Annotated in this window: 15 protein-coding genes; 7 read left to right on the top strand and 8 right to left on the bottom strand. The window is 68.5% G+C overall.

The window, feature by feature from the left end; all coding sequences use genetic code 11:
* The first annotated feature begins 57 nt into the window (after positions 1 to 57).
* Positions 58 to 1,353, top strand: coding sequence for a transcriptional regulator PtsJ (gene ptsJ / locus ACN6PJ_RS05015; protein ID WP_427994798.1), 1,296 nt, complete (start codon positions 58 to 60; stop codon positions 1,351 to 1,353).
* Here ptsJ and ACN6PJ_RS05010 read toward each other — a convergent pair.
* Positions 1,350 to 1,895 (bottom strand): carboxymuconolactone decarboxylase family protein, encoded by a 546-nt coding sequence (locus ACN6PJ_RS05010; protein ID WP_427994797.1) that lies wholly within the window; start codon positions 1,893 to 1,895, stop codon positions 1,350 to 1,352. The two genes, ptsJ and ACN6PJ_RS05010, sit on opposite strands and share 4 nt — an antisense overlap.
* A 121-nt stretch (positions 1,896 to 2,016) precedes the next feature.
* Here ACN6PJ_RS05010 and ACN6PJ_RS05005 point away from each other — a divergent pair, with 121 nt between their 5' ends.
* The 3 genes from ACN6PJ_RS05005 (at position 2,017) to ACN6PJ_RS04995 (ending at position 5,457) form a co-directional block, all read left to right on the top strand.
* The gene (locus ACN6PJ_RS05005; protein ID WP_427994796.1) at positions 2,017 to 2,883 is read left to right on the top strand and encodes an AraC family transcriptional regulator; all 867 of its coding nucleotides are present in this window, start codon (positions 2,017 to 2,019) and stop codon (positions 2,881 to 2,883) included.
* 123 nt (positions 2,884 to 3,006) lie between these two features.
* Positions 3,007 to 3,834, top strand: coding sequence for a YggS family pyridoxal phosphate-dependent enzyme (locus ACN6PJ_RS05000; protein WP_427994795.1), 828 nt, complete (start codon positions 3,007 to 3,009; stop codon positions 3,832 to 3,834).
* Positions 3,835 to 3,921: 87 nt separating this feature from the next.
* Positions 3,922 to 5,457, top strand: coding sequence for a PLP-dependent aminotransferase family protein (locus ACN6PJ_RS04995; protein WP_427994794.1), 1,536 nt, complete (start codon positions 3,922 to 3,924; stop codon positions 5,455 to 5,457).
* On the opposite strand, the gene ACN6PJ_RS04990 is transcribed toward ACN6PJ_RS04995, so the two are convergent.
* Together ACN6PJ_RS04990 and ACN6PJ_RS04985 are read right to left on the bottom strand one after the other, a co-directional pair.
* Positions 5,451 to 6,749: a serine hydroxymethyltransferase gene (locus ACN6PJ_RS04990; RefSeq protein WP_427994793.1), complete on the bottom strand. Its 1,299-nt coding sequence runs from the start codon at positions 6,747 to 6,749 to the stop codon at positions 5,451 to 5,453. The genes ACN6PJ_RS04995 and ACN6PJ_RS04990 overlap by 7 nt on opposite strands.
* Positions 6,750 to 6,792: 43 nt before the next feature.
* On the bottom strand, positions 6,793 to 8,001 hold the full coding sequence (locus ACN6PJ_RS04985; RefSeq protein ID WP_427994792.1) for a benzoate/H(+) symporter BenE family transporter: 1,209 nt from the start codon (positions 7,999 to 8,001) through the stop codon (positions 6,793 to 6,795).
* A gap of 237 nt (positions 8,002 to 8,238) precedes the next feature.
* Between ACN6PJ_RS04985 and ACN6PJ_RS04980 the strand changes: the two genes are divergently transcribed.
* Positions 8,239 to 9,777, top strand: coding sequence for an argininosuccinate lyase (locus ACN6PJ_RS04980; RefSeq protein ID WP_427994791.1), 1,539 nt, complete (start codon positions 8,239 to 8,241; stop codon positions 9,775 to 9,777).
* Positions 9,778 to 9,804: 27 nt separating this feature from the next.
* On the opposite strand, the gene ACN6PJ_RS04975 is transcribed toward ACN6PJ_RS04980, so the two are convergent.
* The 3 genes from ACN6PJ_RS04975 to ACN6PJ_RS04965 form a co-directional block, all read right to left on the bottom strand.
* Complete coding sequence (locus ACN6PJ_RS04975) at positions 9,805 to 12,282, bottom strand: heavy metal translocating P-type ATPase (RefSeq protein WP_427994790.1); 2,478 nt, start codon at positions 12,280 to 12,282, stop codon at positions 9,805 to 9,807.
* Between the two features lie 103 nt (positions 12,283 to 12,385).
* Positions 12,386 to 12,508, bottom strand: a complete 123-nt coding sequence (locus tag ACN6PJ_RS04970; RefSeq protein WP_427994789.1) for a putative transporter small subunit — start codon at positions 12,506 to 12,508, stop codon at positions 12,386 to 12,388.
* Positions 12,509 to 12,535: 27 nt separating this feature from the next.
* Positions 12,536 to 14,227, bottom strand: a complete 1,692-nt coding sequence (locus ACN6PJ_RS04965; protein ID WP_427994788.1) for a sodium:solute symporter family protein — start codon at positions 14,225 to 14,227, stop codon at positions 12,536 to 12,538.
* 626 nt (positions 14,228 to 14,853) lie between these two features.
* Here ACN6PJ_RS04965 and ACN6PJ_RS04960 point away from each other — a divergent pair.
* The gene (locus ACN6PJ_RS04960; RefSeq protein ID WP_427994787.1) at positions 14,854 to 16,062 is read left to right on the top strand and encodes an amidohydrolase family protein; all 1,209 of its coding nucleotides are present in this window, start codon (positions 14,854 to 14,856) and stop codon (positions 16,060 to 16,062) included.
* Here the strand turns inward: ACN6PJ_RS04960 and ACN6PJ_RS04955 are convergent.
* Positions 16,043 to 16,918, bottom strand: a complete 876-nt coding sequence (locus ACN6PJ_RS04955; RefSeq protein WP_427994786.1) for a LysR family transcriptional regulator — start codon at positions 16,916 to 16,918, stop codon at positions 16,043 to 16,045. The genes ACN6PJ_RS04960 and ACN6PJ_RS04955 overlap by 20 nt on opposite strands.
* Positions 16,919 to 17,034: 116 nt before the next feature.
* On the opposite strand from ACN6PJ_RS04955, the gene ACN6PJ_RS04950 reads away from it, so the two are divergent.
* Positions 17,035 to 17,706: an ankyrin repeat domain-containing protein gene (locus ACN6PJ_RS04950; protein ID WP_427994785.1), complete on the top strand. Its 672-nt coding sequence runs from the start codon at positions 17,035 to 17,037 to the stop codon at positions 17,704 to 17,706.
* Positions 17,707 to 17,715: 9 nt separating this feature from the next.
* Here the strand turns inward: ACN6PJ_RS04950 and prpF are convergent, their stop codons facing one another.
* Complete coding sequence (gene prpF / locus ACN6PJ_RS04945) at positions 17,716 to 18,900, bottom strand: 2-methylaconitate cis-trans isomerase PrpF (protein ID WP_427994784.1); 1,185 nt, start codon at positions 18,898 to 18,900, stop codon at positions 17,716 to 17,718.
* Positions 18,901 to 18,959 lie beyond the last annotated feature (59 nt).

Below are 18,959 nucleotides of genomic sequence, written 5' to 3'. Positions count from 1 at the left end.
TGGCTCGATCAGGCCTCAGGGCTGCCTTCGCCTGGAACGGCATTGTCTTGGGACGATATGAAAATACAAGGAAAGACCGCCGCCGAGATCTTCGACTGCGTGCGCGCGCTGCTGCAATCGGGGCAGCTGCGGCCGGGGCAGGCGCTGCCCCCCGTGCGCGACCTTGCGGCCGAACTGGACATCAACCGCAACACCGTCGCCGCGGCCTATAAGCGCCTGGCGTCCGCGGGCATCGCCGTGACGCAGGGGCGGCTGGGCACCCTCATCCGCGAACCGTCCAGCCCCGGCGAACAGGAGGGCGCGCTGGCCGGTTCGCCGCTCGTGGATCTGGCCAGCGGCAATCCAGGCCGGGCCTGGCTGCCGGACCTCACCGCCGCGCTTGCCATCCGGCCCTACGTGCCCCGGCTTTACGGCGAACCCACCGTCAACCCAGGCCTGGAAGCCTATGCGCGGGCCTGGTTCGCGCCCGATTGCCCCGCGCCGTTCGAGGTCAACCTTACCCATGGCGCGGTGGACGCCATTGAACGGCTGCTCGGCTCGCACCTGGTGCCGGGCGACAAGGTGGCGGTCGAACACCCCTGCTTTCTCAGCAGCATCAATATGCTGCGCATTGCGGGCCTGCAGGCGGTCGGCGTGCCGGTCGACGCCGAAGGGATGCAGGTCCAGGCCCTGGAGGACGCGCTGGGCAAGGGCGCGCGGGCGGTCATCCTGACGCCGCGCGCGCACAATCCGACCGGCTGCAGCCTGAGCGCGAAGCGCGCGCGGGCGCTGGCGCGCGTGCTGGCGAAGCATCCCCACGCCATGGTGATCGCGGACGATCATTTCGCGTTGTTGTCGTGCGTGGACTACCGCTCGGCGCTGCCGGCGGGCGGGCAACGCTGGGCGCTGGTCAGGTCGCTGACCAAGGCGCTGGGGCCGGACGTGCGCGTGGCCATGGTCGCCAGCGATCCCGCGACGTCCCGGCAGCTGCGGCTGCGGCTCGCCTCCGGCACGGGCTGGGTCAGCCATCTGTTGCAGGACATGGTGGAGGTCACGCTGGGCCGGCCCGAGGTCGCCAGTCAGATCGCGCGAGCCCGAGAGGACTACGCCCGGCGCCGGCAGGCGCTGGAGGAGGCGCTGCGCAAGCACGGCGTTCCTTGCGCGGCGCCGGGCGATGGCCTCAATCTCTGGATTCCGCTGGACACCGACGGCCACGCCGCGGCCCTGGCCCTGGCCCAGCGGGGCTGGCTGGTGCGCAATGGCGACGCCTTCGGCGTCCAGGACCCCGTCAGGGGCCTGCGCATCACCGTATCCGGTCTCCAGCCCAGCCAGTGCCAGGACCTGGCGCGCGATATCCGGGCCAGCCTGGGCTAGGCGGCGCGCCGCAGCCTCACCGCCGGGAAATCCACCGGCACGGCGAACGCCACATTGACATAGTTGGTGAACAGGTTCAGCGCCACGTGCGCAAGCATCTCCACGATCTCCTGGTCGTTGAATCCCGCGGCGCGCACGGCCTGCACGTCGGCGTCGCTCACCTGGCCGCGGGCTTCCACCAGTTGCAGCGCGAAACGCAGGGCAGCGGCGGTCTTGGGATCGGCGGCGTTGCCGGCCTGGGCGGCGGACATTTCCTCGGCGCTGGCGCCGGCCTTGCGGCCCAGCGCGGTGTGGGCCGCAAGGCAGTATTCGCAGGCATTGCGGTCGGCCACGGCCACGGCGATCTGCTCGCCCAGCTTGGCGGGTATGACGCCCGCGCCCAGCGCGCCGAACGCGCCCCACATGCTCCGGAGCGCCGCCGGAGAGTTGGCGACGGCCCGGAACATGTTGGGCGTGGCGCCGAAGGCGCCGTGGATTTGCGCCAGCAAGGCCTGGCGGTCGGCGGTGGCGGTGCCGGCATCGATAAGAGGGACTCGGGACATGTCGGTAACTCCTGGAATGAGGAAGAGGCCATCCGTGTCGGGTGGTTGATTGGAATCGTACGTAGTATTCCTGGACGATAAGTGCTTTAATTTCCATAAAAAATGTCTATTCGTCCAAAACATGAACGATCCAGCCATTCCCCAGGTAGACCGGCTGTCGGCGCTCCTGGATCGCTTCCGCGTGCGGGCCACCCTGTTCCATACGGGCGCGCTCTGCGGCGCCCAGGCTTTCGAGGCGGTGCCGGGGCGCGGTTTCCTGCACGTGCTGCGCCGCGGCGCGATGGAGCTGCGGCACCGCCCTGGCGAAACCGCCGTGCCGCGCCTGCGCCTGGAAGAGCCGACCTTGCTGTTCTATCCGCGCGCCTTGCGCCATGAATTCGTGAATCCGCCCGTGGACGGCCCCGACTTCACCTGCGCGGCGCTCGACTTCGACGGCGGCGAACGCAACCCTCTGGTGCAGTCGCTGCCGCCTTTCATCCGCGTGCCGCTGGACGCGGTCGATGGTCTGCGGCCGGCGCTGGACCTGCTGTTCGCCGAAGCCGATCACGTGCGCTGCGGCTCGCGCCTGCTGGCCGACCGGCTGTTCGAGGTCGTGCTGATCCAGCTCCTCAGGTGGATCGTGGATCATCCCGAGGAGGCCGGCGTGACGAGCGGGCTGATCATGGGCCTGTCGGACCCGCGCCTGGCGAGGGCGCTGGTGGCGGTGCACCGCTCGCCTTGCGACGAATGGCCGCTTGAGAAAATGGCGGAGGTCGCGGGCATGTCGCGCAGCGCCTTCGCGGCGGCGTTCAAGCAAGCCACCGGCGCCACGCCGGCGGCTTATCTGACGGACTGGCGCTTGAGTCTTGCGGCATCCATGATGCGTTCGGGCAGGCCGGTGAAGCAGGTCGCGGCGGAGCTGGGTTTCGCCAGCGCGTCTTCCCTGTCCAAGGTGTTCAGGCAGCGTTTGGGAGCCTCCCCGCGCGTATGGCTGGCCGCCCGGGACTAGCGCGGCGCGCTCGCACGGGTTGCGTTCATATTGATAGGTCATTATATTGTTTGACCTATGACAAAATAGGGAAGGGCGCGGATCGCGTTCCTCCCGCGTTCCGCTTCTACGCGAGGTACAGGCATGAGCGAAGACATCCAGGACCTGGGCGGCGACACCCAGACGCAGCATGACCAGCACGGCCGCTGGCCGAAGGCCGAAACGGTCGAGGACTTCCGCCGCAACCTGGACACGGTGCATGCGCGCATCGCGGCGGCATGCCAACGCGCCGGGCGCGATCCCGCGAGTGTGCGCCTGCTGCCGGTCAGCAAGACCGTGGAAGAGGCGCGCATCCGGCTCGCCTACGAGGCGGGGTGCCGCTACCTCGGCGAAAACAAACTGCAGGAAGTGTCGCGGAAGTGGGAAGCCATGGCCGACCTGGCCGACTTGAAGTGGTCGGTGATCGGCCACCTGCAGACCAACAAGGCCAAGCTGGTGGCGCGCTACGCCGCGGAGTTCCAGGCGCTGGACAGTCTGAGGGTGGCCGAGGCGCTCGACCGCAGGCTGCAGGCCGAAGGGCGATCGCTGGATGTATTCGTGCAGGTCAATACCTCCGGCGAGGCCAGCAAGTACGGCCTGCATCCGGACGAAACGGCGGCCTTCCTGCGGGAACTGCCCGCCTTTGCGGCGCTGCGCGTGCGCGGGCTGATGACGCTGGCGGTGTTCTCCGCGGAAGCCGCGCGCGTGCGGCAGTGCTTCATTCTGCTGCGCGCGCTGCGCGACCGGCTGCGTCAGGCAGCCCCGGACGGCGTCGGCCTGGACGAGCTGTCGATGGGCATGTCCGGCGACTACGAGATCGCCATCGAGGAAGGGGCTACCGTGGTCCGCGTCGGGCAGGCGATCTTCGGCGCCCGCAACACGCCCGATTCGTTTTATTGGCCGGCGGAGCCGAGCGCGGGATCGGCGGCCTGAAGGCCGCAAGGGGGGTATCGCCGGCGCGGGCCCATGGATAGAATGGCCGGTCCTTACCGGCTAGTTTGATCCTACTGGGCAGACCGCATGGCCAAGACTTTCGAGCTAGAGACGCTGAAGATCCGCTTGAACGACGCGGATTTCCAGCGCTTGGACCTGAACCAGCGCATCCAGCGGGCGCTGCGCGCGCTGATACTCGATGCCGCGCTGGGCCCAGGCGTGAAGTTGCCCGCGACCCGGGTCCTGTCCAAGTCGCTGGGCGTTGCCCGCGATACCGTCGAGAATGCCTACGTGCAGTTGCATCGGGACGGCTACATCGTGCGCCGCGAAGGCTCGGGCAGCTACGTGTCCGATTCGGTGGGCGCGCAGTTGCGCGGCGCGGCGCGCCGGCGGGCGCGCCCGGATCCGGCACACAGCGCCGCGGAGCCGGGCGCGGGCCTTAGCCGGCGCGGCAGGATGATCCTGGACAGCGGCGGGATCGCCGACCAGCAAACGATCAAGGCATTCGCCACCGGCCTGCCGGAAACCCGGAACTTCCCTGTCGACGTCTGGGAGCGCCTGCAGCGCCAGGTGTTGAGGGACTTCCGCGCCAGTGTGCTGCTCCATGGCGACCCCCAAGGCGCCGAGCCGTTGCGCAGGGCCATCGCCGCCTACCTGAACCTGGAGCGCGGAGCCAAGGTTGCGCCGGAACAGATCCTGGTCCTGAGCAGCACGCGGCAGGCCTTGTACCTGTGCGCGCAACTGCTGGTGGACGCGGGCAAGCCCATCCTGATGGAGAATCCCGGCTACTTCGGCGCCAGGAAGGCCTTCGAGTCGGCGGAGGTCCGGATCGTGCCCATCGACGTGGACGCCCAGGGCATCCGCACGGACTTGCTGCGGGCGGACCGCAGCGGCGCGAACTGCGTCTACGTCACGCCCTCGCACCAATATCCGACGGGCGCCACGCTGTCGCTGGCGCGCCGGCTGGATCTGACGGGCTGGGCGGCCGCGCACGGGAAGTGGATCATCGAGGACGACTACGACAGCGAATTCCACTATGACGGCCTGCCGACCGCGTGCGTGCAAGGCCTGGACCGGCACCAGCGGACGATCTATCTCGGCACCTTCAGCAAGACGCTCTATCCCGGCCTGCGGATGGGGTACATGGCGCTGCCGCGCGAGCTGATGGGCGCCTTTTCCCGCGCGCGCAGCATCATGGACGGCCATACCCCGCAGATCCTGCAGCTGACGCTGGCGCGCTTCATGGAGGACGGCCACTACAACGCCCACGTCCGGGCGATGCGCAAGCTCTACGCCGGGCGCAGGGAGGCGCTTTTCGAGTCGATAGGCAGGCATCTCGGAGGCGTCGCGACGGCCATCCGGCCGCCGGGCGGATTGCAGGTGCCCTGCCTGCTGGAACGCGGATGGTCGGAAGAGGAAACCATCCGCCTGGCAGCGGCGGCCGGCGTGAAGCTGGCGGGGCTGGGCTGGCTGTACGCCGGCGCGCCGCAGCGGCAAGGCTGGCTGCTGGGCTACGCGGCGCTGACGACCTACGAGATCGAGGCCGCCATGCTGCGCCTGGCCAACGCGCTGGGCAGCAGGCCGTCGCCGGGCCGGGGCCGCCGGGCGGGGCGGTCTCAGTAGGGCAGGGGAAAGCGCCTTGCCAGTCCAGCCGCGCCTTCGCGGATGGCGTTTTCCGCGCGAGGGTCCGCCGTGCCGGCCCGCAGGCCACCCAGCAGCGCCAGGATCATGTCGCCGATTTCCTGGAATTCATCGGCGCCCATGCCACGCGAGGTGCAGGCGGCGCTGCCGACGCGGATGCCGGAAGTGACCGTCGGATTGGCTTCGTCGTGGGGGACGGCATTCTTGTTCAGCGTGATGCCGACCCGCTCCAGCGCCTGTTCGGCGACATTGCCCGCCAGCCCCCAAGGCCGCAGATCGACCACGCCAAGGTGGCAGTCCGTGCCGCCCGAAACGATGGACAACCCGCCCTCCGCCAGGCGGCGGCAGAGCGTCTGCGCATTGTCGACCACCGCGCGGGCGTAGGCTCGGAACGAGGGCTGCAGCGCTTCGCCCAGGGCCACGGCCTTCGCCGCCACGATGTGCATCAGCGGTCCGCCTTGCAGGCCCGGAAAGACGGCGGAATCGATCTTCCGGGCGATATCGCCGTCGTTCGTCAGGATCATGCCGCCGCGCGGACCGCGCAGCGTCTTGTGCGTGGTGGTGGTCGTGACGTGGGCGTGAGGCACGGGCGATGGATACACGCCGCCGGCGACCAGCCCGGCGAAATGCGCCATGTCGGCCATGAAAATGGCGCCCACTTCGTCCGCAATGGCGCGGAAACGCGCGAAGTCGTACGTGCGGGCATAGGCCGACCCGCCCGCCACGATGAGCCGGGGCCGCTCCTTGCGCGCGATGCTCTCGACCTCGTCCATGTCCACCCGCTGCGTCCGCGGATCGACGCCATAGCTCAGGGCCTGGAACCAGCGCCCGGACAGATTGACCTTGGCGCCATGGGTCAGGTGCCCGCCGGCCCTCAGGTCCAGGCCGAGGATCTTGTCTTCCGGGGCCAGCAGGGCGAGGTAGACCGCCTGGTTCGCCTGGCTGCCGGAGTGCGGCTGCACATTGGCGTGCCGCGCGCCGAAGAGGCGTTGCGCCCGTTCGATCGCGATGCGCTCGGCGACGTCCACGTTAAGACAGCCGCCGTAATAGCGGCGGCCCGGGTAGCCCTCCGCATACTTGTTGGTCAGCACCGACCCCTGGACGTCGAGCACGGCCCGGCTGACGAAGTTCTCGGAGGCGATCAGTTCGATCGAGCGCATTTGGCGATGCCGCTCGGCGTCGATGGCGGCCCAGATGTCGGGATCCGCCTGTTGCAGGGGAAAGGGGCTGACGACGGGCTGCGCGAGCCCGTCGGGGAGGGCAGGTTCGGTCACGGTGGTGGCTCCTGTTTCGGGAAGATATGGGGAAAAGAGGGCGCTAGGGCTTGGCGGGGTTGTCGGCCAGCCGCGGCTGGCCGCCGTGGATCAGCACGTGCGCCGTCAGGCCGGCCGCCAGGCCCCAGAACGCGCCGCCCACGCCCAGCATCGTCACATTGGCGGCAGTGGCCAGGAAGGTGATGAGCGCAGTTTCGCGGGTGCGGGCGTCGGCCATGGCGTTGGCCAGACTGCCACCGATGGCGCCCAATAGCGCCAGCCCGGCCAGCGTCGTGATGAACGCCTTGGGCAGCACCATGAACAAGGTCGCCAGCGTGACGCCGAAGGTGCCCACCAGGATGTAGAACATTCCGCAGGCCAGGCCCGCCACGTAACGCTTGGCGGGGTCCTCGTGCGCGTCCCTGCCCGTGCAGATCGCCGCGGTGATGGCGGCCACGTTGAAGGCATGCGCGCCGAACGGCGCCATGACGAGCGACCCGAGGCCCGTCACGGCAAGGATGGGGTTGGCGCTGATCCGGTAGCCGTCGTTGCGCAGCACCAGCATGCCCGGCATGTACTGCCCGGTCAGCGTGATGACGAAGAGCGGCAGCGCCACCCCGAGCAGGGCCTGCAGCGAGAACCGGGGCATTTCGAACACGGGCGCGGCCAGGCTCAGGTGGATGGCCGAGAAATCGATCCTGCCCTGCGCGATGAGCAGGCCTACGCCGACGACGAGAATTCCGACCACGGCGAAACGCGAGGTGTAGCGCTTGAGCAGCGCATAGGAGATCACCAGCACGATGACCAGCACCGGGTCCATGCTGGCGCCGCCGAAGGCGTTGACGCCGAATTGCAGCAGGATGCCGGCCAGCAGGCCGGCGGCAATACCGCCCGGAATCATGCGGACGAGCTTATCGAAGGCGCCGGACAGACCCAGCACGATGAAACCCAGCGCCGAGATGACGTACGCCCCGATGACTTCGCCGTAGGGCGTGAAGGGCATCACGGTGGCCAGAAAGGCCACGCCGGGCGTCGACCACGCCGTGATGATGGGCGCTTTGTAGCGCAAGCTCAGCAGCGCGCCCGTGACGCCGACGCCGATGGATACCGCCCATACCCAGGACGCGGTCTGGGCCGGCGACAGCCGGGCAAGCTCGGCGGCCTGGAACACCAGGACGAAGGTGCCCCCGTAGTTCACCAGTACCGAGATCAGGGCGGCGACGGTGGGGGAAAAAAAATCGGCGGGTCGAAGGCCGGCCGGCGATGCGCTCATGGGTAACTCCGCGTTCGTCTGAAGCCCGGCTGAACGACCAGCGGGGCGAACGGGGAGTCTAGGACCGGGGCGGCCGGTTCGTTCATGCCACATTCGATGGGACGGCCAGACCGCTTTTGGGGCACCCGGGACCTGGATCCAGCCCTAACCCTGGCCCGGCCTCTCCGTGAAATCCGGTATGTTCCGCCGGCGGCCGCGCCGATACACTGCGTTTTCCCATTCCATAACGAGAACGCCATGAGACATCTCCTTCCCACCCTGGGCGCGGCCCTTGCCCTGTCGCTCGGCGCCCAGGCGGCGTCGGCCCAGCAGGCGCAGGGCGCGGCGCCGGCGCCGCGCGATCCGTTCTTCTGGCTGGGCGAGATCAATAAGGCCACCGCCGTTATCAACACGGACGAGGGCTTGCTGGACAAGTCCATGGCGCCGCGCCTGGCCGCGGGCGTGGCCAAGGTGATCGCCGACGGCAATCAGCCCGGCGCCAAGCGCCCGTCCAGCGTCATTACCTTCGAGCCGCTGCTGATCAAGGCGGCGGGCGAGGACGTGACGCTGCTGCACGCGGGCCGATCCAGCCAGGACATGCACGCCACCTACCGCAGCGCGATCCTGCGCGACAAGCTCCTGGAACTGGCCGACCAGCTCAATGCCACGTCGACCACGCTGGTGGAACTGGCCGCCAAGCACGCGGGCACCATCGTGCCGAACTACACCAACGGCGTGGCGGCGCAGCCGAACAGCTATGGGCACTACCTGCTGGGGCAGGCAGCCGGCCTGGCGCGCGACGCCCAGCGCATCCGCGAGGCCTACGCGCGCATCGACCGTTCGCCGATGGGCACCACGGTGCTCAACGGCACCAGCTGGCCGCTGGACCGTAAGCGCATGGCGCAATACCTGGGGTTCGAGGCGCTGGTCGACAACGCCTACGACGCCTCGCAGATTTCGTCGATGGACCAGCCCGTCGAGGTGGGCTCCATCGTCACGAGCATCGCGCTGCGCACGGGGAATTTCGTCGAAGACGTGATGACCCAGTACGCCCAGCCGCGTCCGTGGATCCTGCTGGAGGAAGGCGGCGGCAATACCTACGTGTCCAGCGCCATGCCGCAAAAGCGCAATCCCGGGCTGTTGAACGACACCCGCAGCGACGCGTCCACCGCCGTGACCCTGGCCATGGGGCCGGTCATCCAGACGCACAACATCACGCCGGGCATGAGCGATCCCAAGGACGTGAAGCAGAACTCCGCGATGGTGGACGCCGGGATCTCTGCGCTGAAGCGCTGGAACCGGGTGCTGAAGGCCATGGTCATCAACCCCGACCGCGCGCTGGAGGAGCTGAATAGCGACTGGACGGCGTCGCAGGAGCTGGCGGACGTGCTGATGCGCAAATACAAGCTGCCGTTTCGCGACGGGCACCATTTCGCGTCCGAGGTCGTGAGCTACGCCAAGGCCAACAATATCAAGCCGCTGGACTTCCCCTACGAACAGGCGCGGCGCATTTACGCGGACGCGATGAAGGATTCGAAGTACGGCGCCGATCTGCCGATGAGCGAGGCGGAGTTCCGCTCCACGCTGGATCCGGTGGCCATCGTGAAGAACCGCGCCACCAGCGGCGGCCCGCAGCCGGCGGAGATGGACCGCATGATCAAGGAGGCGCGCGCGCAGCTCGCGTCGCAGGACGCCTGGATCAAGGCGCGCCGCGCCCATATCCGCGACTCGATGGCCGAGCTGGACAAGCAATTCGACGCGCTGGTGGCCAGCGCGCCGAAGGAAAAAAGCCAGTAAGGAGCGCCGGGGCCCCGGGCCCCGGCCTCAGGCGGCCGCGAAGGGCGGCGCGAAGCGGCGCAGCCGAAGCGCGTTGCTGAGCACGAACACGCTGGACAGGGCCATCGCGCCTGCCGCGAACACCGGAGACAGCAGGCTGCCGTTGACCGGGTACAGCAGGCCCGCCGCCACCGGGATCAGCGCCACGTTGTAGGCGAACGCCCAGAACAGGTTCTGCTTGATGTTGCGCAGCGTGGCCTTGGACAGGGCTATGGCGTTGGGCACGCCGCCCAGGTCGCCGGACATCAGCACGACGTCGGCGGCCTCGATGGCGATGTCCGTGCCCGTGCCGATGGCCATGCCCACGTCGGCCTCGGCCAGCGCCGGCGCGTCGTTGATGCCGTCGCCCACGTATGCGATCGGGCCGTATTGCTGCTTCAGCCGCTGCACGGCCGCGACCTTGCCGTCGGGCAGCACTTCCGCGACCACTTCATCGATGCCGAGCTGGCGCGCGATGGCCTCGCCGGTGCGGCGGTTGTCGCCGGTGATCATGGCGACCTTCAGGCCCAGGTCGTGCAGGGCGCGTATGGCCGCGGCAGTGGTTTCCTTGATGGGGTCGGCCACGGCGATCATGGCGGCCAGCCGGCCGTCGATCGCGGCATACAGCGGCGTCTTGCCTTCGTCGCCCAGCCGGGCGGCATCCGAACTGAACGCGTCCACGTCCAGGCCGAGCTTGCGCATGTAGCGGTCGGCGCCGATCTCGACCCGGGCGTCGTCCACGATGGCCTTCACCCCGAAGCCCGTGACGGATTCGAATGCCGCGATCGCGCCCAGGGCGATGCCTTGCTCGCGGGCGGCCTCCACGATGGCCTGCGCGATCGGGTGCTCGGACTTGGCCTCGACCGTCGCGACCTTGCCCAGCACCGCGGCCCGCTCGAACCCCGGCGCCACGATCAGGTCGGTCAGCTCGGGGCGGCCCTTGGTCAGCGTACCGGTCTTGTCCACGGCCACGACCTGGGCGTCCTTCAGCGATTGCAGCGCTTCGCCCTTGCGGAACAGCACGCCCATCTGCGCGGCGCGGCCCGTGCCCACCATGATGGAGGTCGGCGTGGCCAGGCCCATTGCGCACGGGCAGGCGATGATCAGCACCGCGACGGCATTGACCAGCGCGAAGGTCAGCGCGGGCTCGGGGCCGAACGCCAGCCAGATGATGAAGGTCAGGATGGCGGCCGCCATGACCGCGGGCACGAACCACATGGTGATGCGGTCGACCAGCGCCTGGATCGGCAGCTTGGAGCCCTGCGCCTGCTCGACCATGCGGATGATCTGCGCCAGCACCGTGTCGTTGCCGACCTTGGTTGCGCGGAACGTCAGCGCGCCGTTCTGGTTGACGGTGCCGCCGACGACCTCGGAGCCGGGCGTCTTCTCGACCGGCACGGGCTCGCCGCTGATCATGGATTCGTCGATGAAGCTGCTGCCTTCCACGACTTCGCCGTCCACCGGGATGCGTTCGCCCGGACGGACCTCGATCATGTCGCCGGCCACGACGTCCTCGATGGCGATTTCAGTGGCCGCGCCCTGGCGGATGACGCGGGCCGTCTTGGCCTGCAGTCCGAGCAGGCGCTTGATGGCCTCGGAGGTATTGCCCTTGGCGCGGGCCTCCAGGTAGCGGCCGAGCAGGATCAGGGCCACGATGACGGCCGCGGCTTCGTAATAGACGTTGACCGTGCCGGCCGGAAGCAGGCCCGCGGCGAAGGTCGCCACGACCGAGTAGGCATAGGCGGCGGAAGTGCCCACCGCAACCAGCGAGTTCATGTCGGGGGCGCCGCGCAGCAGCGCCGGGACGCCCTTCTGGAAGAAGCGCAGGCCGGGGCCGAACAGCACGATGGTGGACAGCGCGAACTGGATGTACCAGCTGTTCTGCGTGCCGATGGTGTCGGCGATCAGGTGATGGAAGGCGGGCACCATGTGGGCGCCCATTTCCATGATGAACACGGGCAGCGCGAAAAGCGCCGCGATCGCCAGCGAGCGCTTGAGCGCCTTCAGCTCGGCGGCCTGGCGTTCGGCCACGGCGTCGGTGTCGCTGGACTCGCCGGAGAGCACCCGGGCCTCGTAGCCCGCCTTGGCGACAGCCTGGATCAGCGCGCTGGCCGCGACGCCGCCCGCTGCGGTCACGCGCGCGCGTTCGGTGGCCAGGTTGACCGTCGCGCCGCTAACGCCCGGAACCGCCTTCAGGGCCTTCTCGACCCGGCCCACGCAGGATGCGCAGGTCATGCCCGTGACCGACAGTTCGATCCCGGTCTCGGGGACGGCATAGCCGGCCTTCTGCACGGCCTGGACCGCGGCCGCCACGTCCGGCGCCCCGGTGAAGGTGATGTCCGCGCGCTCGGTGGCCAGGTTGACGCTGGCCTTGCCGACGCCCGGCACGGCTTTCAGCGCCTTCTCGACGCGACCGACGCAGGATGCGCAGGTCATGCCTTCGATCGGCAGGCTGACCGCAATGCTGTCTATAGGGGTGGAACTCATTGCCGCTCCTTGAAATCGGGGAATTTCCTACTGATGGCCCCACTATAAAGATTCCAATGATGGCAAGGTCAAGCGGCCGGGCGGGCCGGCCGCGTTCATGGGGTCAGATCATGGCCTTGCCGCTGCGTTTCGCGGCGCGGATGTCGCGCCACAGCGTGACGCAGAGCAGGGTCAGGATGAAGGCGGAAATGGCCGGCCAGACCAGGAAGTACAACGTCAACCACATATCGGTCTCCTTGTTTGCGTGGACGGGTCAACCCTTGGCGGGCTGGGCGATGGGGCGCTGCGCGGCGGCCTGGGCCTGCGCTTCCTGTTCCCGGTGGAAAGAGGTCACCCGGCCGGCCAGGACGTCGAAATCGAACCGCTGCGTGCTGCGCAGGCTCAGCCCGACGCATACTGCCGTGCTGACGCCGTAGGCGGTCAGGGAGCCCATCAGGACGATGTATTCGCGCAACGTCCCGACGAAGGCGGGCAGCATGACCGCCAGGCCGGCGACGCCCACGGCGATCGCCGCCTTGCGGCCGAAGAAGCCGAAGGTCATGAGGCCCAGGACCACGCCGCCGCCGATGGCCGCGCAGATTTCGAAGAACACCGCGACGATGCCTTCGATGGGGATCAATTCGAAGCGCACGATGGTGAACAGGGCCACGGCGCTGAGCACCGACCAGACGAAGGCGCGGTTGTCGACGCGGTCCCAGTAGAAGCTGGCGATCACCGGGAAGACGATGGCGCCCCACAGCGCGCCGACGAAGACGAGCATGACCAGGATGTCCAGCCGCAGGCTCGCGAAAATGACGCCGACCATCGTGGCCACGATCATGGTTACGCGGCCCCACCAGAGCATGCGCTGCGGATCCGGACGGCCGCGCGAGAGGTTCTTGGCGTAGATGTCGGTCATGACGATGGCCGACAGGGCGGCCAGGTCGGAGTCCGCGGTCGAGGACAGCGAGCCGACCACCAGGAGGAAGAACAGCGCGATGCCGAAGGGCGGCAGATAGGTCGACGCCATCTGGGGGATGATGTTGTTCATGTCGCCGTTGGCCGGTTCGAGCCCGACGAACAGGGCCAGCAAGCCCAGCATGCCCAGGCCGATGACGACCGCGCCATAGCCGACGGTGGCGGTCAGGAAGGTGGGCTTGATCAGGTCTTCACGGACGGCGAACAGGCGCTGCGCGATCGTCTGGTTGCCGATGGCGTAGGCGAGCACCGCCACGAAGTAGGGCGCTCCCTGTTCCAGGATGGCCTTGGTGGAATAGAAGTCGGCCTGGTCCGCGTTCAGGCGCCACATATTGGCCTGCAGCACATCGGGGCCGCCGGCGTTGAAGAAGATCAGGGGGATGATGATGACCGCCGCAATGATCATCGCGGCGAGCTGCGCGAAGTCGGTCATTACCGAGGTGCGGAAGCCCGACCACAAGGTGTATGACAACACGCCCAGGCCGGCGATGAGCACGCCCTGGATGAAGGTCAGCGGGCTCAGGATGGAGACCAGCGCGCCGGCCGCGGTGAAGTTCACCATGAGGCTGATGCAGCTGCCCACGATATTCGACACCGCCATGATCATCTGGCTGGACGTGCCATGCCGCGCGTGGATGACCTCGGCCAGGGTGTGGGCCTTGGGCGCGAGCTGCCGGAACCGCTTGCCGAAGGGATAGATGAAGAGAATCATCAGCGCGCCCCAGAAACCATAGTGCAGGGGGCCGGACAGCCCGTACTTGTAGCCCGAGGTGGCGCTGGCGTAGAACGATGCGGCCCAGATCCAGGTGGCGATCATGCTGGCGGTAGAAAGGCCGAATCCGACCGCGTTGTTCGACACCATGTAGCCGTCGACGTTCTCGTTCTTTTCGCCGATGAGCAGCGACATGAGGAACGTCGCTCCATAGAACCCTGCGAGCAGCAGGATGGCGGTTGTCGCCGATAGCTGAAAGAATTCTGTCTCTTGCATCGTCTTCGTCCTTTCTCCTTGACAGCGTGTTCATGACGGACAGTCATGGCTGCATGAAGGCCGTTTCCGCGGGATGCGATGGGCGGCAAACCCCGATGACGCAGCCGAAACACCGAGCGAGCGGCCGTAGGCGCGATCGCGAGCCTGCCCGGCGAAGGAGCGGCAAGCGGATCCTTCGGCCGAACAGCGACAAGGCACACCGTGTAGGTGCTTGCTGCCGCATTGCGCCGAACGTGCGTTGCTTTAGACGTTGCTCAATGCGGTGAGCGATGGTCCTGCATGGTAAGCAGGGAAATTTGTTCCGCAGCCTGCGCGGCTGGGTTTTGGTGTTTCGGCGTTACACGCCGGGCCGCTGTGCGCGGCCTTATGACGGATGCCCTGGCGACGTTCGTCGGCAGATGGCATGCGTGGTGAACTACAGCAATACGAAAGTATAGGACCATACCGACTTCGAGTCCAGCCTGAAGCCGCCAGGCGCGCGGGCGCCCTGGCCGGGTATTGCGATTCCCATTGGCAGGCATCGCAACACTTAATTGGCCGCCGGCGCCGCGCTCCGATAAGGTAGAGCGCTTTGAGGGCCACGCCGCGGGCTGCGCGCGCGGCTCGCCGCAAGACGAAGGCTAACCATGACAGACCGCGTATTCATCAATGCCGTCGGAATCGACGGAACCCCGCAAGCCCTGGCCGTCCGCGACGGGCGCATCCTCGCTATCGGCGCCGAGTTGCCGCCCCTGGACGCGGCCGAGGTGATAGACCTGCGCGGCCACCTGGTGCTGCCGGGTTTCGTGGACGGGCACATCCACCTGGACAAGAGCTTCGTGGGCGACCGGTGGCATTCTCACCGGCCGGCGGCCACGCTGCGCGAACGGCTGGCCATCGAGAAACGCGAGCTGGCCGATGCGCCTCCGATCGAAGGCCGCGCCGACGCGCTCATCGCGCAGGCGGCGGCCTTCGGCACCGTGGCGATGCGCAGCCACGTCGACGTGGACGCCACCACGGGCCTGGCGAACTTGCACGCAGTGATGGCGGCAAGGGAGAAGTGGCGTGGCATCGTCGACATCCAGCTCGTGGCGTTTCCGCAGGCGGGCGTGATCTCCTGTCCAGGGACGCTGCCACTCTTGGAAGCGGCCGTGCGCGAAGGCGCGGAGGTGGTGGGCGGAATCGATCCGTCCACGCTCGACGGCGACGCCGAGGGGCAGCTCGACGGCATCTTCGGCATCGCCGACCGGCTGGGCGCGAAGATCGACATCCATCTGCACGAGCCGGACATGGCGGGGGTGGAGCAGCTTGGCCGCATCGCGGCGCGGACCAAGGCGCGGGGCCTCGCCGGACGCGTTGCGGTCAGCCACGCCTACGCGCTGGGCGACGTGGGGCAGCAGGCGCTGGACGAGATCGCGCGCAAGCTCGCCGACGCCGGCGTGGCGATCATGACGAACGCGCCGGGCGACCGGGCCTTTCCGCCGGTGCTGCGCCTGCGCGAGGCGGGCGTGCGGGTGTTCGCCGGCAACGACAACATCCAGGACACCTGGTGGCCCTACGGCAATGGCGACATGCTGCAGCGGGCGATGCTGATCGGCTACCGCTCGGGCTTCTACACCGACGCCGAACTGCTGGCGGCGCTGGAACTGGCGTCCAGCGCGGGGGCCGCGGTGCTGGGTCTGGAGGGCTATGGGCTGCGGCCGGGCAACGAGGCCACGTTCGTGGCGCTGCCCGCGCCCAACGGGCCCGCGGCCGTCGCGGCGGCGCCCGCGCAGCGCTTCCTGTTCCGCAAGGGAGAGCCGGTGGGGCAGGCCGCCGCTTGCTTCGGCAGGGCCGTCAGGCAGCCGGCGGCGTAACCTTGCCGGCGCGCAGTTCGCAATAGGCTTCCAGGGCGCGCCGCAAGGCCAGGCCGGCATCGCTGAGCCGAGAGCGGGCATACAGCGCCAGGCGCAGGCCACCGGGGGCGGGGAAGCCCTCGGCGGCCGTCAGCACGCGGTGCTCCGCAGTGACGCAGGCGGCCGGCAGCAGGCTGATGCCGAGCCCCGACGCGACGGCGGAGACCAGGCTGGGCAGGCTGGGGCTGGAGAAGCGCACGTGCCACGGCTTTCCGCCGGTCTCCAGCATGGCTGTCATTTCCTGGCGATACAGCGCGCCGGCCGGAAAGGCGACCAGCGGCACGGCCGTGTCGGGCGCGGGCGGCGCGGCGTCCTGGGCGGCGATCCAGCACAGCGGCTCGGGCCATTGCGCATGGCAGTCCGCGTCCACCTCCCATTGCTTCACGAGAAGCAGGTCCAGCTCGCCTTCGCGGTAGCGCCGCAGCAGTTCGTGGCTGAGCCCGCCCTCGACCTCCACGCGCAGGAGCGGATAGGCCGATTGCACGGCCGCGATCGTGGGCATCAGCGTGGCGCCCATGAACTCCTCGGGCGCGCCCAGGCGCAGCACCGCGCTCGCCTGGGCGGCGGAGACGCTTTCGCGCGCTTCCTCGGCCAGCCGGAGAATGCTGCGGGCATATCCGAGCAGGCGCTCGCCTTCCTCGGTGGGCAGGACGTGGCGCTGAGTGCGGTCCAGCAGCCGGCAATCGAGGTTGTCTTCCAGGCGGATCACGTGCTGGCTGACGGTGGACTGCGTCAGGTGCAGGTACTCGGCCGCCCGGGTGAAATTGCCCGTGTCCACGACGGTGACGAAGCTGCGCAGCAAGACCGGATCAAGCATTGGGACTTCCACTGAAAGCTATTAAGCCAATTAATTTCATAATACCGCGCCGTATCGCCATACTAGGACCCGTGCCCGGGACGGTCCGGAGACGCTTTATCAAGGGAGATTTCGATATGCCTATTTTTGGCGCATGCCGCATGTGGCTGGCGGCGTTTCTGCTGAGCGTGGGGGGCGGAGCCGCCGCCGCGGGCCCGGACGCGGCGCTGCTCGCGGCGGCGGGCGATGGAGACGCCGGCCGCGTCAGGTCGTTGCTGCAGCAGGGAGCCGCGCTGGAGACGCGCGATGGCAGCGGCAATACGCCGCTGCTGCGCGCAACCCAGGGCAACCATGTGGAGGCCGCCCGTGCCCTGATCGATGCAGGCGCCGACGTCAACGCGAAGAATGCGATCCACGACAGCGCCTACCTGCTTGCCGGCGCCCGAGGCTACCGCGACATCCTGGCGATGACGCTGGCGCACGGCGCGGATCTGAAAAGCACCAACCGCTACGGCGGCACGGCCCTGATCCCCGCCTGCGAGCGCGGGCACGTCGAAGTCGTCGATATGCTGATCCGGGCCGGCGTGGACCTGGACCACGTGAACAACCTGGGGTGGACGGGCCTGCTGGAGGCCGTGATCCTGGGCGACGGCGGAGCGCGCCATCAGGCGATCGTGAAGCGGCTTATCGAGGCCGGCGCCGACGTCAACCTGGCGGACGGCAAGGGCGTGACCCCGCTGAAGCATGCGCGCGAACGCGGCCAGGCCGAGATCGCGCGCATGTTGGAGGCGGCAGGGGCGCGGGGCTGAGAAGGCGGATCAGAACCCTTCGCGCGGCACGTGCACGCGGCCTTCCATCAGGATGCGCGCGCTGCGGCTCATGATGGCCTTGGTGACTTTCCATTCTCCGTCCACGAGCTTGGCCTCGGCGCCGACGCGCAGCGTGCCCGACGGATGGCCGAAGCACACGTTGTCGCGTTCGCCGCCGCCCGCCGCCAGGTTGACCAGCGTGCCGGGCACGGCGGCGGCGGTGGCGATGGCGACGGAGGCCGTGCCCATCATGGCGTGGTGGAGCTTGCCCATGGACAGGGCGCGCACCAGCACGTCGATATCGCCGGCGGCGATCTTCTTGCCGCTGGACGAAACGTATTCCCTGGGGGGCGCAACGAAGGCGACCTTGGGCGTGTGCTGGCGGCCGGCGGCGTCTTCCAGCTTGCCGATCAGCCCCATGCGCAGGGCGCCGTGGGCGCGGATGGTCTCGAAGCGCGCGAGCGCGGCGGCGTCGCCATTGATCGCGTCCTGCAGTTCCGTGCCGGTGTAGCCCAGGGCCTCGGCGTCCAGGAAGATGGTGGGGATGCCGGAGTTGATCATGGTGGCCTTGAACGTGCCGACGCCGGGCACTTCCAGGTCGTCCACAAGATTGCCGGTGGGAAACATGGAGCCGCCGTCGCCGTCTTCGGCCGGATCCATGAATTCCAGGCGCAGTTCGGCGGCGGGGAAGGTCACGCCATCCAGTTCGAAGTCGCCGGTCTCCTGCACGGCGCCGTCGGTGATGGGCACGTGGGCGACGATGGTCTTGCCGATGTTGGCCTGCCAGATGCGCACGATGGCGGTGCCATTTTGCGGCACGCGGGCCGGATCGACGAGACCGTTGGCGATGGCGAAGGGCCCCACGGCCGCCGACAGGTTGCCGCAGTTGCCGCTCCAGTCCACGAAGGGCTGGTCGATGGAAACCTGGCCGAACAGATAGTCCACGTCGTGGTCCGGGCGGCTGCTCTTGCCGATGATGACGGTCTTGCTGGTGCTGGACGTGGCCGCGCCCATGCCATCGATCTGCTTGCCGTAGGGGTCGGGGCTGCCGATCACGCGCAGCAGCAGCGCGTCGCGGGCGGCGCCTGCCACCCGCGCCGGTTCGGGCAGGTCGTCCAGTTTGAAGAAGACGCCTTTGCTGGTGCCGCCGCGCATGTAGGTGGCGGTGATCTTGGTCTGGGGAGCGTGGGCCATGAGGCTGTCCTGATGTATCGGTGTAGGGAAGGGCGGGCGCGGGGGGCGCCCGCCTTGCG

Source organism: Achromobacter sp., from assembly GCF_050285585.1.
Classification (GTDB): Bacteria; Pseudomonadota; Gammaproteobacteria; order Burkholderiales; family Burkholderiaceae_B; genus Achromobacter.
This window is presented reverse-complemented; position numbering and strand designations above follow the sequence as displayed.

Bases quoted from the DNA above. Each gene is read 5' to 3' on its own strand.
- ACN6PJ_RS04950 (WP_427994785.1), top strand. From the start codon at position 17,035: ATGCCTATTTTTGGCGCATGCCGCATGTGGCTGGCGGCGTTTCTGCTG.
- ACN6PJ_RS04970 (WP_427994789.1), bottom strand. From the start codon at position 12,508: ATGTGGTTGACGTTGTACTTCCTGGTCTGGCCGGCCATTTCCGCCTTC.
- ptsJ (WP_427994798.1), top strand. From the start codon at position 58: ATGAAAATACAAGGAAAGACCGCCGCCGAGATCTTCGACTGCGTGCGC.
- ACN6PJ_RS04955 (WP_427994786.1), bottom strand. From the start codon at position 16,918: ATGCTTGATCCGGTCTTGCTGCGCAGCTTCGTCACCGTCGTGGACACG.
- prpF (WP_427994784.1), bottom strand. From the start codon at position 18,900: ATGGCCCACGCTCCCCAGACCAAGATCACCGCCACCTACATGCGCGGC.
- ACN6PJ_RS05000 (WP_427994795.1), top strand. From the start codon at position 3,007: ATGAGCGAAGACATCCAGGACCTGGGCGGCGACACCCAGACGCAGCAT.
- ACN6PJ_RS04960 (WP_427994787.1), top strand. From the start codon at position 14,854: ATGACAGACCGCGTATTCATCAATGCCGTCGGAATCGACGGAACCCCG.
- ACN6PJ_RS05005 (WP_427994796.1), top strand. From the start codon at position 2,017: ATGAACGATCCAGCCATTCCCCAGGTAGACCGGCTGTCGGCGCTCCTG.
- ACN6PJ_RS04975 (WP_427994790.1), bottom strand. From the start codon at position 12,282: ATGAGTTCCACCCCTATAGACAGCATTGCGGTCAGCCTGCCGATCGAA.
- ACN6PJ_RS04985 (WP_427994792.1), bottom strand. From the start codon at position 8,001: ATGAGCGCATCGCCGGCCGGCCTTCGACCCGCCGATTTTTTTTCCCCC.
- ACN6PJ_RS04980 (WP_427994791.1), top strand. From the start codon at position 8,239: ATGAGACATCTCCTTCCCACCCTGGGCGCGGCCCTTGCCCTGTCGCTC.
- ACN6PJ_RS05010 (WP_427994797.1), bottom strand. From the start codon at position 1,895: ATGTCCCGAGTCCCTCTTATCGATGCCGGCACCGCCACCGCCGACCGC.
- ACN6PJ_RS04965 (WP_427994788.1), bottom strand. From the start codon at position 14,227: ATGCAAGAGACAGAATTCTTTCAGCTATCGGCGACAACCGCCATCCTG.
- ACN6PJ_RS04995 (WP_427994794.1), top strand. From the start codon at position 3,922: ATGGCCAAGACTTTCGAGCTAGAGACGCTGAAGATCCGCTTGAACGAC.